General features: G+C 60.2%; 11 protein-coding genes. 4 read left to right on the top strand and 7 right to left on the bottom strand.

Translation table 11 applies throughout. The features are described 5' to 3' along the window. Positions 1-231: 231 nt before the first annotated feature. Positions 232-1,347 carry a glycosyltransferase gene (locus EEB13_RS07535; RefSeq protein WP_141484956.1) on the top strand — a complete coding sequence of 372 codons (1,116 nt, stop codon included), beginning with the start codon at positions 232-234 and terminating at the stop codon, positions 1,345-1,347. A 255-nt stretch (positions 1,348-1,602) separates the two neighbouring features. Here EEB13_RS07535 and EEB13_RS07540 read toward each other — a convergent pair whose 3' ends face one another. The 4 genes from EEB13_RS07540 to EEB13_RS07555 all read right to left on the bottom strand — a co-directional run bounded on the left by EEB13_RS07540 (position 1,603) and on the right by EEB13_RS07555 (position 4,582). Continuing rightward, positions 1,603-2,001, bottom strand: a complete 399-nt coding sequence (locus EEB13_RS07540) for a hypothetical protein (RefSeq protein ID WP_141484957.1) — start codon at positions 1,999-2,001, stop codon at positions 1,603-1,605. A gap of 439 nt (positions 2,002-2,440) precedes the next feature. Continuing rightward, positions 2,441-3,769, bottom strand: a complete 1,329-nt coding sequence (locus EEB13_RS07545; RefSeq protein WP_141484958.1) for a replication-associated recombination protein A — start codon at positions 3,767-3,769, stop codon at positions 2,441-2,443. Beyond that, positions 3,753-4,148 (bottom strand): MmcQ/YjbR family DNA-binding protein, encoded by a 396-nt coding sequence (locus EEB13_RS07550; RefSeq protein WP_222839789.1) that lies wholly within the window; start codon positions 4,146-4,148, stop codon positions 3,753-3,755. The genes EEB13_RS07545 and EEB13_RS07550 overlap by 17 nt, the downstream gene beginning before the upstream one ends. 59 nt (positions 4,149-4,207) lie before the next feature. Further along, positions 4,208-4,582, bottom strand: coding sequence for an MmcQ/YjbR family DNA-binding protein (locus EEB13_RS07555; protein WP_230590280.1), 375 nt, complete (start codon positions 4,580-4,582; stop codon positions 4,208-4,210). A 224-nt stretch (positions 4,583-4,806) separates the two neighbouring features. Between EEB13_RS07555 and EEB13_RS07560 the strand changes: the two genes are divergently transcribed. Beyond that, the gene (locus tag EEB13_RS07560) at positions 4,807-5,124 is read left to right on the top strand and encodes a hypothetical protein (protein ID WP_261984463.1); all 318 of its coding nucleotides are present in this window, start codon (positions 4,807-4,809) and stop codon (positions 5,122-5,124) included. A gap of 221 nt (positions 5,125-5,345) precedes the next feature. Here EEB13_RS07560 and EEB13_RS07565 read toward each other — a convergent pair whose 3' ends face one another. Next, complete coding sequence (locus EEB13_RS07565; RefSeq protein ID WP_095887967.1) at positions 5,346-6,209, bottom strand: phytanoyl-CoA dioxygenase family protein; 864 nt, start codon at positions 6,207-6,209, stop codon at positions 5,346-5,348. A gap of 891 nt (positions 6,210-7,100) precedes the next feature. On the opposite strand from EEB13_RS07565, the gene EEB13_RS07570 reads away from it, so the two are divergent. Next, positions 7,101-7,796 carry a TIGR00266 family protein gene (locus EEB13_RS07570; protein WP_033235854.1) on the top strand — a complete coding sequence of 232 codons (696 nt, stop codon included), beginning with the start codon at positions 7,101-7,103 and terminating at the stop codon, positions 7,794-7,796. Positions 7,797-8,028: 232 nt separating this feature from the next. On the opposite strand, the gene EEB13_RS07575 is transcribed toward EEB13_RS07570, so the two are convergent. Further along, positions 8,029-9,675, bottom strand: a complete 1,647-nt coding sequence (locus EEB13_RS07575; RefSeq protein ID WP_141484960.1) for an alpha/beta fold hydrolase — start codon at positions 9,673-9,675, stop codon at positions 8,029-8,031. A gap of 403 nt (positions 9,676-10,078) precedes the next feature. Further along, on the bottom strand, positions 10,079-10,678 hold the full coding sequence (locus tag EEB13_RS07580; protein WP_187328509.1) for a TetR family transcriptional regulator: 600 nt from the start codon (positions 10,676-10,678) through the stop codon (positions 10,079-10,081). A 403-nt stretch (positions 10,679-11,081) separates the two neighbouring features. Here EEB13_RS07580 and EEB13_RS07585 point away from each other — a divergent pair, with 403 nt between their 5' ends. Next, on the top strand, positions 11,082-12,005 hold the full coding sequence (locus tag EEB13_RS07585; RefSeq protein ID WP_141484962.1) for a TauD/TfdA dioxygenase family protein: 924 nt from the start codon (positions 11,082-11,084) through the stop codon (positions 12,003-12,005). The last annotated feature ends 230 nt before the right edge of the window (positions 12,006-12,235 follow it).

Raw genomic sequence — 12,235 nt, forward strand, 5'->3', positions numbered from 1 at the left:
CGTCAATTTGATGGAGATAATGATGCCCTGTCAAATGTCCGACGTTGCAGATGAAATGGTACCTTCGGCACGAAGGAACTGATCTTGTCGGATCACCGGTAGTTTCAGGTGCATTCACGGCAGCAAATGGCGACTTCGGCTGGGTATCAACAAAGCTCGATCAGCCGGATCGTCAGATAAAAGGGCACACACCAAATAACTGTCACACGTTGCGGGAGTCTCGAAGCAAACATGAACGAACCCAAATTAGCGATAGTGCACGAGCGATTCACTGAGATCGCGGGTTCCGAACATGTGGTCGAGCAACTGTCCTTGACCTGGCCGCACGCCGCCGTCCACGTGCCTCTTGCCCGGCCTGCAGGCATACCTGCAGGACTTTCGTCCCCTCCTGTCACGACATGGGTCGACGGTGCCTACCGGATGCTGGGAAGGTCTTCTTACGCACCGCTGATGCCGCTGCTGCCCAGCGCTTTTCGCGGCATGAAGCTGGGAGAGGTCGATGCGGTGGTGGTGAGCCATCACGCATTCGCCACACAAGCGGCCTTCTCCACCGATGCGCCCGTGATCGCATATGTTCATAGCCCGGCGCGCTGGGCCTGGGATCCCGCCTTTCGCGCGCAGGAGTCGGGTGGCCCGGCTGGCGCAGCCGTGCTCGCAGCACTGGCGCAAGTGGCGCGTCGGGGCGAGTTGAAAGCTGTGAGTCGGCTCGACCAGGTAGTCGCGAACTCGACCGAGGTTGCCGACAGGATTCAACGCTGGTGGGGCAGAGAAGCCGTGGTGGTGCATCCACCCGTGGACACCCATGGATTCACCCCTGATTTCTCGATCGAACGGGAAGATTTCTTCCTTCTTGCCGGCCGCTTGGTGCCTTACAAACGGCCAGACCTTGCAATTAGAGCCGCACGGCAGGCGGGCAAGAAACTCGTCGTTGTGGGCGATGGCCGATGGATGGACGTCTGCAAGGAGTTAGCAGCCGAGGACACCGTCTTTGTCGGGCGAGTCCCCCACGATCAACTCCTGGATCTTTACCGGCGGGCCCGAGCCCTGCTGATGCCCGGTGTCGAGGACTTCGGCATCGTCCCGGTCGAGGCGATGGCCACCGGAACCCCCGTGATCGCTTTAGGCGAAGGCGGCGCGCTCGACACAGTTATCCCAGGCAAGTCCGGTGTTCTCGTGTCCCCTGGCGACGATGCAAAGGTGGTCAGCGGTCTCGCAGAAGCAATGGAAGCATTCGATCCAAATGATTTCGACGCAAAGGTAATTCGCGCATGGGCCGAAGGCTTCTCACGGAAGGCCTTTGGAGAGAACATGATGAGAGTGGTTGACGACGTGCTTGGGAGTAGATGACCGGTAGGCGGTCGAACATGCCCAAGTAGAACCGGACGTGGTTCCGACGCCGGCAAAACGAATTCGACACTGCGGTCCGCCGGAGCCCAATCCTTTGTGTGCGTCCGATATCAGGCAACGCAATCCCAGATTTCGATTCGGGTGGCGTAGCGGGTAATCCGCGTCCCGCAAATGACGGTACGACCGCAACTACACGGCGTGCCGAGTCGGCACTCGCGTGACTGACAACAACTCGACGCTCTATCGGTACTACAGCTATTCCCGCATAGCGCAGTCCGAGGTTTTCCAGTCCCCGTCCACCAAAACCCAGGGCATGTTCGTATCGAAGTCGGTTTCTTCAGCGAACGAGATGCCGACAGTTCCCTTACCGCTGTCCACTTCGGCGGTCACTTCGGTCACTGTCCGGGGCGTCGCCTGAGCGACGTCGGAAAAGGCTTTGAACTCCTCCTCTGAGAACTTCTCTTGACATTCTCGTATGAAGAGAGCGTAAGCGTCCGACGCATCGCCCGAGTAGAAACTGGTAGCCCACTCTTCAGCAGCAGACTGCAGTGCGCCCACCGGATCTTCGGCCGCAGTCGGCGTTGATTCTCCACTGCAGCCAACGGTAAGCAGCGCAAAAGACAGAACACCGGCGAACACAAACCTCTTAGCCATGATTTCTTCCCCTACCTCGGCGTCACAAGTGCCACGGAGCATATGCCCAACCGACCAGAATGACTGCGTCAGCTGATTGTCGAGCTCTTAATCTGACATCCCTGGAAGAACTTGAAACTCACCCTTGCTGCGCTCGAACGCAATCGCGTCACAAATTCCGACATGTTTGACGCTGAACCGTTCCTGGCCAGAGCTGTAGCTCAGCGACGGGGTCGTAGCTGTTGTCGCGCAAAGCGATTGATATGTATCCCGGTGATCGTCGAAAATTTCGACGGAACGTGACATGTGCCCACATGCTGATCGGTTCGAGACAACGCAGACGGGAGAAAAGCTTCAAACAATCGGGTTGGCCGGGACGCAGAGCGGTTAAACGATGTTCGCCATGGCGATACTTTCGACATCTCCTTCGATAGATCGGTCCACGAACCTTGTTGTCGCGCTATGTAGTACGGTCCTCCCGATCCGGGTTTTCGCGGAGTTGTTCCCACTGGCGGAGCCGGTCGGCGATGATGTGTTCGTAACCGTTGTCGGTGGGTTCGTAGAACCGTTGACGCGCCATGCCGTCAGGGAAATAGTTTTGGCCCGAGAATCCTGTTGCGGTCTCGGGGTCGTACTCGTAACCCGCTCCGTATCCGAGGGACTTCATCAGACCTGTAGGGGCGTTGAGGATATGCGCGGGCGGCGGGAGCGATCCGGACCCCTTCGCCGCTCGCATCGCCCGGTTAAGGCCCCGGTATACCGCGATCGACTTCGGCGCGGTCGCAAGATATACGACGGCTTGTGCAATGGCGAGTTCCCCTTCGGGAGAGCCGAGCCTCTCATAGACATCCCATGCCGCAAGCGTCTGATGCACTGCGTGCGGATCTGCGATCGCGATGTCTTCATTGGCGAACCGCACGAGTCGCCGCGCGATGTAGAGCGGGTCCTCACCGCCGTCGAGCATGCGCGCCAGCCAATACAACGCAGCATCAGGGTCTGATCCGCGCATGGCTTTGTGGAGGGCGGAGATGAGGTTGTAGTGCCCTTCTTGCGACTTGTCGTACAGTGGCGCTCGTTTGTGCACCACCTGTGCCAGGCCGGCGGTGTCCAGCGGCGCGCTCTCCGGTGGCAGGGTGAGGAGTTGTTCGACGAGGTTCAGCAGGTAACGACCATCACCGTCGGCCATAGCGATCAAGGCCTCCGCAGCCCCCGTATCCACCGGGAGCGTACGGCCGGTGAGCTGCTCGGCGCGATCTACGAGGGTGCGCAACGCCGACTCGTCGAGCCGTTTGAGGACGAAAACCTGGCACCGAGAGAGCAAAGCGCCGTTGAGCTCGAAGCTGGGATTTTCGGTCGTCGCTCCGACCAACACAATCGTCCCGTCCTCGACGTGCGGAAGAAACGAATCCTGCTGAGCGCGATTGAAACGGTGAATCTCGTCGACGAACAGCAGGGTGCCCTGCCCGATCTCTCGCCGCTTGCTGGCCGCTGTGAACACCTTACGAAGGTCCGCAACCCCGGAGAACGTCGCCGACAACGGCTCGAACATCAGATCTGTGCGTTCGGCGAGAAGCCTTGCGATTGTGGTCTTCCCACATCCGGGCGGCCCCCACAAAATCGTGGAAGACAGTTTTCCCTGTTCGATCATTCGCCCGATCGGGGCGTCCGGGCCAAGCACATGCCCCTGTCCGACGACATCCTCGAGTTGCGTGGGACGGAGCCGATCTGCGAGCGGGCGTGAGGTGTCATCGACCTCGAACAGCGACGCCGCGTCAGGATCTTTCGTCATCGCTGTCCTCTTTTCTCTGGCTGTCGGCCGCGCCCGCCGATCTGATTCCGGTTTGCTTCAGGTCTTCGATGCTCTGGCGCAATAACGTTCGCTGGGAGGCTGGAAGCTGCTCGGTCACCAATTCGTAGGAGTTGTGGACGAGTCTCTCGGCCAGCGAGGCGGTCACCGATTCTCCAGACCCAACGGACACCCAATGACGTTTGTCGAAATAACGTCCTCGCTCGATAGTGTCGTGTTCACCGATCAGTGCCGCCCCATGAGCAGGATCGACCTTCACAGTGATGATCGGCTCGCCCGGATCCTGCGTGACGACAAGGAACACGCGTCCGGCGACTTTGAAAACCAGCAGTTGCTCGGTGAACGGGTATCCCTCCGACACCCCCGGCAGCCCCTGGGCGGTAGTGCAGGCGAGCCGCTGTAACCGGGGCCCAGTCAGACTCACCCGTGTCGTCCGAACGTGTCGGGGTCGACCGGCCGCTCCCGCTTGGGTAACTTCTCGACAACCAACAGATACGACTCTACGACCAAATCGTCGACAAGCCCGGCATCGACAGAACCTCCCGGGTGAACGGTGATCCAGTGCTGCTTGTTCATGTGATAGCCCGCGGTGATATCCGTGTGCGACTGCCGGAGTGTTTCCCCGTCCGCGGGTGCTGCCTTGACGATCACGATCGGCTCCCCGGTCACCTCGGTCTGCAACATGAACACCTTCCCGCATACTTTCCACACCTTCCAGTCCTCACCGAACGGATACGTCAGCTCCGCGCCCGGCAGTTCCGTTGTGCGGGCTGCAGCTCGCTCCTGAAGTTCCATGCCCTGCACCATTACCCTCCCACCTGAATGTACGTACAAACGTACGCACCAGCGCCGACACACTTACACCGATGCGATCGCCCACGCCCAAGACGAGAAAGAGGTTCGCGAGATCCTGGTCGACGCAATCTGCAGGGACAGCCGAGCCACCGAACGAGAACTGCGACCAGCGCGCGAAATGTACGCCTACGGATCAATCAGTTCCGGAGTAGGCGACCTGATTCGTGCGGGCGAAGCCGCCGCCATCGCGGCCCTTGCCGTCCGCTTCTCCGAGCGAGCTGCCCACTCCCCGCCTCGCCGCGATTGTCGGCGAACAACCGGGCGTCGCTGTGTTGCACGTGCGCCGCGCGCCCGGGGACGGAAACCCGCACTCCGCGGTAGTCCACTGGGTGAGTCTCGGCACCGGAACATACGGAACCGCATCATTTCCGGCGCTCGATGCTCAACCCGTCACTATTCGTCCGGGCTCGGGTCAGGTCATCGCATACGTCGACCCCCAGACGACCGGAACACCGGGATTCGGGACCTTCTTCGTTCCCTGACACGGCGAATACTACAAAGTCGCCTTACTACCTTGAGCCGGAACGCTATTCGCACGTACCGCATCAGACCCGACGCACAAAAGATCGACCATGCTCACTCCATTGGGCCAATTCCCTTCGAAGATAATCCAAACGGCGGACCGCAAACCAGCCGACAAATGTGGCACGTAGCGGTCCGCGCGGTGGTGAGATGCCAGCATGGCTACCGCCGCCTTAGCGCGTCACGGCCGAAATGCTAGGAACTCCGGCCGCGGCGCCGTTCCCGAGAACGGCTTCCCGAGCGAATTCTCGACACTGTTGAAAACCACGAAGATGTTCGCCCTCGGCACCGGGGAGATGTTTCCTGACGATGCATGTAGAAGGTTGCTGTCGAACACAGTCATCGAACCCGCATCCCCCGTCAACACCTCTATTCCGTGGCGGGCGTAGAGCGTGGTGATCATCTGCTCGGAAGGAACACCGACCCGAGGCACTTCCTCGACCAAGGACTCCTCGAAGTAGCGGTCCGGCGTCGCCCCCGCGCACTGCAGGAAAGTTCGATGCGATCCGGGCATCACCATCAAAGGCCCATTGAAAAAATGATTATCGGTCAACGCAATTGACGCGCTCACCGCCCGGGGAGCCGGCATCCCGTCCTCTGCGTGCCACGTCTCGAAATCGGCATGCCAGTAGAACGCTCCGCCGCGGAAACCGGGCTTGTAATTCAACCTGCTCTGATGAACGTAGACCTCCGAACCGAGGATCTCGCGTGCGAGGGCTGCTGCCCCGGACTCGTCTACTGCCGCGCGCACCACCGGACTCAAATTCACGATATCGAAGATCGATCTGACCGCCGAGGAAGTTTTTTCCCGCACGATCCGCTCGTCGCCGACAAGTTCGGGTGCGGTTCCCAAACGTTGGACTTCACTCAGGCACCGTTGCACTGAGCTCGCATCAAGGACACCACGACGAACCGTGAACCCGTTCTCCTCGACATCGCGATGCTTCACTCGCATCTGCTCGCTCCACACAATCGGGTCGACACGGTCCAACTCGGTCGGGACGGTCGAGATCCGTGTGGCGTAACGATCAACAGTGACAACCATCAGTGTGAATTCTCCTACTCGTTGCTCGAACCGCGACGACAGCAGATGCGGCGCAACACACACGTGCGCACTTTCAAAACTTGCATCTACCGTGCGTCGAAAGGTCTTTCGTTTATAACACCGCGAGCAACACATACCCAAACATGTTGGAAAACAACAGCTCTTATCCAACCGTGCACGAATACGCGATCCACGGACTGGGCCGCTGCAAAAACGCAGTGGCGGGCCCTGATGTCGCCCTAGTCGGACGGGGCGCAACGGACTGCGCACAACATGTGGCGCGGTTCCGGGTTTTCGGAACACGACCGAACTCGGTACCGATCTGGCGTCGATCACAAGAGGTGGCCGAAGCCTGGAAATGCTGGGTATCCTCCGGCGGTAGAGCACCCCAACCCAGGCTTGACGCAGCAACTGTCACAGCCTCGGTCGAGTCTGGTCAGCTCCGTCCGGTCGAGGGCACAATGATGACCTACCCAGCGCCCTCACGAGCTCAGGTGCTCAGTGCGTTCTCAGATCGATGGGTGACACTTAATCCGAAGTCCTTGTTAGACAAAGGATGTGGGAATAATTCTGGAACTAGCGCCCGCAGAGGCCTCTGCTTCCAGACCTGAATATCGCCCTGGACTTGGCGTGCGCCAATCCCCTCCCCACCGAACTCGCGCATTCCGCGGGCCCGACCATCCGGCACCCCATTTACGGCGCCTCACGCGCCGAGCGCATCACCGGCATCCATCCAAGGCACTACAACGATCAGATAGCGAACCCCCGAGGATCCGAACCAAATCGTCACCACAAGCAATAATTCGTTTCGAGGACCAGTACCGGACAGTGATTTCAGCCAAACATGGTGCTCATCATCGACCACGAAAAAAATGTCATCGAAAGGAACCCATGAAGACAGAAATCAGTTGCGGGCCCGCATTCGCGCTGGCCGAAATCAGCGTCCCCGCCGGCGGATCCGTCCGTGTCGAAGCAGGAGCAATGGCGATGATGCGGGGCGACATCTCGATCACCACCTCGACCCGAGGCGGCTTCATGAAGGGACTCCGCCGCTCCCTGGGTGGGTCGAGCTTCTTCGTCAACGATTTCGGCAGCGACCAAGGAGGTGTCGTCGGCGTCGCCGGCGCACTACCAGGCGACATAGTCGAAACCACCATCAACGAAGAGACACCGCTGCTCGTCCAATCCGGCTGCTGGCTTGCATCAGACCCAACCGTCGACGTCGACTCCAAATGGGGCGGCAGCAAGGGATTCTTCAGCGGAGCCGGACTTGTCCTGCTGCGATGCAGCGGAACAGGCGAGATCCTGCTCTCCAGCTACGGCGCCATCCGCCCGATTACCCTCACCACGGGGGAAACCATGACACTCGATTCCGGCCATGTCGTCGCATTCGACGAATCCGTCCAGTACCGCATCCGCAAAGCCGGCGGCTGGAAATCGATGATCCTCGGCGGCGAGGGCATCGTCACCGAATTCACCGGGCCAGGCCGAATTTGGATGCAAACCCGCAGCGCAACAGACCTCGTCGACTGGCTCCGCACCCGAATGCCATCGAACAGCACCAGTAGCAACAGCAACAACAGCTGAGTCCTGAACGCAACAAACAAGTCGACGGCAGTCTCCGGGGGCGACATGCCCCCGTGTCCGTTCCGGACACCGATCTCCGCGATGTTGCGTTGCGGCCCAAGGTCCAACGAACCCGGAACAGTCGACATGTCATTTTCTCGTTGGACAGGTCAGGCCCTCGCCTTCCAGCGAGGGCCTGACCTGAGGACATGTTCGGTGCCGGTCGGAGGCGCCACTTCTTCCGGCTACCTACCTACAGGGGTGCAGTGATCGGGGCCTCGGGCGCATGCGTGACGGAGGTACGCCCCGTCTCGAGGTATTCGGTGACGGCCTGATCGATCACGGCGTTACCGCCCTGGATGCCGGCGCCGTGATCGCCGCCTTCCACGGTGACCAGGTTCGCCCCCATGTCGCGGGCTAGCTGCACCCCACCCTGATACGGCGTCTGCGGGTCGCGCAGCCCCTGCAGAACGAGCGGCGCCGTCGCCAGCCCCCGGTTGCTCAGCTCGGGCAACGCGGTTACGGGCGGCGCACCGGCGCAGAAGGTCCCGGCACTGTAGCCATACCCGATGAGCTCGAAGAGATCTCCGGTGATGAAGGTCGAGAAGAGCCAACCCGGGATACGGTCCGGCCGATCCGCGACACTGTTCTCGTTACACAACATCAGTGATTGCATCATCTGGGACTGAGCAATTCGCTCCAGCTCCAGCTCCGATATGTCGTTCATCCCAGCACCACTGGGAATCGCGTCGACACCGTCGCGGACTACCCGGGCCATGAGCGGCCAACTGTTCCGAGCTGGAAGCACCTGCCGCGTCATCACGTAGATACTCGACGACATTTGCGTGTGCGACGGATCGGCGAGTCCCCGAATGAATGCCTCGAACTGAACGCGCGCCGGCCCAGTCAGATCGACCCCGCTGCGGTAGGCATTCGCGAGTGCTTCGAGACCGGGCGGTACGTCACCGATTTGCGCAGGCGGCGGCGCAAGCGTCGGGTTACCACCGGCCTCCGCGACAATCCGGTCTGACCATCGCTGGTAGACCTTGAGCGGAGTCTCACCAAGCCCGTAGGTGTCGTTGTTGGCGGCGATCCAATCCATGAGGTCGTAGAAGCGAGCTTTGTAGCCGTCGTTCTGCTGCCACAACACGTCGTTCCACAACCAATTTTGGTCGACCGCGGAATCGAGAACCATGCGACCGGTGTGCTGCGGGAAAAGCGTCGCGTACGTGGATCCGAGAATTGTGCCGTAGGACAGACCGTAAATATCGATGACATCCTCGCCGAGCGCAACGCGGACCTGCTCCCAGTCCCTCGCCGTGTTCTCGGTAGTCAGGTGCGCAGTGGTGCCCGGCGCACCTGCCTCGCACGCATTTCGTGCCGCAGCCCCACCGAAACCGAAGCCTGCCGCCGTCGCCAGCTCAGGGCCCACTGCGCACGAAAGCGCGCCGGCGTACGGGAGTCCGCGCGGTTGAACTCCGATCACGTCCCACTGTGCGCGAATCGCGTCGGGCAGAACGTCGACGAACATTCTGTTCGAGCCGATCGCGTCTCCACCAGGTCCTCCGGGATTGGTGAACAGCACGCCTTTGCGCGAGCCCGGATCTTCGGCGCGGTGACGGGTTACGAGCACGTCGATCGTGCCGGCGTCAGGTTCTGCGTAGTTGCGGGGAACGGTGACCGAAGCACACTGATCGGATGCCGGATCAAGCTCGTATTCGGCCGGGCAGGACTCCCAATGAAGATCTCCACTCGGTGCCGGCTCCGCGGCGGCGGTGGGTGCGACTCCGACGGAGATCACCGCGGTGACGCCGACGGCAAGAGTCACGAATCGACTGCGCCGTGAGAACGTAGTTTCTTTGCGCCGCATCAGATGCAAACTCCTGTCAATCCCCGACATACTCTCGCAGCCCCCTCGTAGTCAGTGTCGTAACGGCGGTGGCAGCCACCCCGCCGCTTCGCTGCCAGTATTTCAGACGCACCACTGAATTCAGGAGTCACCCTCGAAGGTGTGGGCACCGATTCCTATGCTGCTGTAGCCGACATAGCCACGTGCTCGATCGAATCACTCTGCCCGCGAAACCATCTCGCCAAACGACGCGCAGAACGCGCAATAACGTTGGCGCACTGGCCCAACTGTGAAAACCACGGATCGGTGACGGTGTGCAAAGGTCAACGGCCCGTTTCGCGGGCGATGCGCATTGCGACGCGGCGCCACGCCAGCGGCAATGTGCGATGATCGCCGCACGCCACAGCGGCTGATGATGGTGTATGCCGCCGCGCGAGTCGAAGTATGTGCGCGATCAAGGGTCGAGGCCGCTCGGAGTGAGTGCCGCGTGGGAGTCGAAGGCTTCGTCGAGGATGGTGAGCCAGTTGACAGCTCCCTCGTGCGCGCACCACTCGTCGTCGGCAAAGCTCACGATGGTGAAAGCAATTGCGGCAGTGAGTCGAACGTTCCGGTTGTCAGAGAAGGTACCTGGTCGTTTCGCCAGGACAGCTGCGACCTCGCGCTGCCATCGTTGAGCGACCAAGTGGGCACGCCCACGCAACACGGGAGTGCCAGCAACCACGCGGTGCTGACGCAGGCGGCGCTGACGCTCATCCCCGTGCACCTCGCGCACACGAAACATGCGTAACACCTGGTGGATCGCCTCGAGGTCCGGCTCGTGCGTCGGGCGCGCCTCGAGCGCGGCACAGAAGTCAGGGACCGTCCATTCGGCGTCGATGAAAAGGACTTCCTCCTTCGACCGAAAGTAGCGAAAGAAGGTGGTTACCGACACCTCGGCGTCGTTGGCGATTTCCTCGACCGTGGTTACGTCGTAACCATTTTCAGCGAACCGCTCTAAGGCGACATCAACAATGCGATGCCGCGTTGCAAGCTTCTTGCGTTCTCGTAAACCCATAGTGACCTCAGCGTACGGTGGACTGCCCCGGACCTGCCACACACGCGGCGTCACAGACAGCATCAGCCAATTTCGCGGACCAGTGGCGCGGTTTGAGAGTGAATAAAAAAGTGGTAGTTGACTAACATTTGGTAGTTGACTTATGATTTTCACGTAGTCGAGGCCTCCACAACTTCAGGACAACCCCACACAACGTGCCTGAAGGGCGCCGACACTACAGACTTGGTCACTGCCTGGCTTGCCACAGAGCGAGCGCCGGCAATGACCTATGTACCGATGCGCGTCGCCACGAAAAGGACTGCGCGCCAAAGTGATCCAATTTCTGATCAACCGCATGTATCACCAGACGCGGACGCTGTAACTCAGCACCTGAATTCGGCCGATCCCCAAGAGAGGTAAAGAAATGGGTTCATCTAATCTTGCCGTCGATTCTCAAACCCCCGATGTACACGAGAGCCGGCGCATGCGCATCACACCACTAAGTGCCAACATCGGAGCACTCGTAGAAGGGGTCAGCCTCAACGCCCTCAACGAAGACGAGTTCGACGAACTGCACCAGACCTTACTGAAGCATCACGTGATCTTTCTCCGCGATCAAAACTTGTCGGAAGCGGATCACATCGGCCTCGCAAATCGGTGGGGCACTCCGATGGCTAACCCGGTAGCGAAACTCCACGGCGACGAAACAGTCCTACATTCCGTCGAAAACAACGCGAAGAAGCCGCCGCTTGCAGACGGATTCCATACCGATCTCACCTACTGGCCGGAGCCACCTAACCTGGCCATCCTCTACGCGCTCGATATCCCCGCAGTGGGAGGCGATACCCTCTGGGCCAGTCTGTACGCGGTCTACGACAGTCTGTCTGAGGAAATGAAGCGAGTGTGCCAGGACTTGCGCGCATTGCATAAGCCCTCCGACCACTTTATTCAGGCAAATGTGGCCATGTACGGAGCTGAATCCGAGCAGGTGATCCGGCAGAATCTTCAGGGCGCGGTTCTTCCGTTCGTCCGTACCCACGAAGAGACTGGGCGTCAAGCCTTATTCCTGAGCTCCTTCATCGATCACCTTGTGGGCATGCACAGGCCGGAGAGCGATGCACTTCTCGGTTACCTGGGCAATCTCGTCAATAATCCGAATTATGCGGTTCGGTGGCGTTGGCGAGCGGGCGACGTCGCGATTTGGGATGAGCGCTGCACGAATCACCGCGCGCTTTCGGATCACTACCCTCAGTACCGGCTGATGCGCCGCTGCACGGTCGAAGGAGGGCGGCCCTTCTACCGCCCTGACGGAGCGTCAGACCCCTTGTTTGAAGGAACCTTCGCCTGACAACGATTCACCCTTTCAGGCGGACACCGCACAATGTCTCAATTGCGGGCGCGAGGTCGGACCGTGCCGAGATGCACGGTACACCTTGCCCCGAGATATCGTCCGAACTTGTAAACCACCGGTCACGAGCCTGCCGGGAACAGGTCGACGTCCGTGAGCTGCAACAGATTTAAGCCAAATGTGCTGCCAGACAACAGCCGGAAAGAGGTGAATTCCAGATGGAACGAATG

Source organism: Rhodococcus sp. WS3, assembly GCF_003797085.1.
GTDB lineage: Bacteria > Actinomycetota > Actinomycetes > Mycobacteriales > Mycobacteriaceae > Rhodococcus_F > Rhodococcus_F globerula.

Coding starts and splice junctions, on each gene's coding strand:
- EEB13_RS07545 (WP_141484958.1), bottom strand. CDS start 3,769: ATGACGAAAGATCCTGACGCGGCGTCGCTGTTCGAGGTCGATGACACC.
- EEB13_RS07575 (WP_141484960.1), bottom strand. CDS start 9,675: ATGTCGGGGATTGACAGGAGTTTGCATCTGATGCGGCGCAAAGAAACT.
- EEB13_RS07565 (WP_095887967.1), bottom strand. CDS start 6,209: ATGGTTGTCACTGTTGATCGTTACGCCACACGGATCTCGACCGTCCCG.
- EEB13_RS07585 (WP_141484962.1), top strand. CDS start 11,082: ATGGGTTCATCTAATCTTGCCGTCGATTCTCAAACCCCCGATGTACAC.
- EEB13_RS07555 (WP_230590280.1), bottom strand. CDS start 4,582: ATGGAACTTCAGGAGCGAGCTGCAGCCCGCACAACGGAACTGCCGGGC.
- EEB13_RS07540 (WP_141484957.1), bottom strand. CDS start 2,001: ATGGCTAAGAGGTTTGTGTTCGCCGGTGTTCTGTCTTTTGCGCTGCTT.
- EEB13_RS07570 (WP_033235854.1), top strand. CDS start 7,101: ATGAAGACAGAAATCAGTTGCGGGCCCGCATTCGCGCTGGCCGAAATC.
- EEB13_RS07535 (WP_141484956.1), top strand. CDS start 232: ATGAACGAACCCAAATTAGCGATAGTGCACGAGCGATTCACTGAGATC.
- EEB13_RS07580 (WP_187328509.1), bottom strand. CDS start 10,678: ATGGGTTTACGAGAACGCAAGAAGCTTGCAACGCGGCATCGCATTGTT.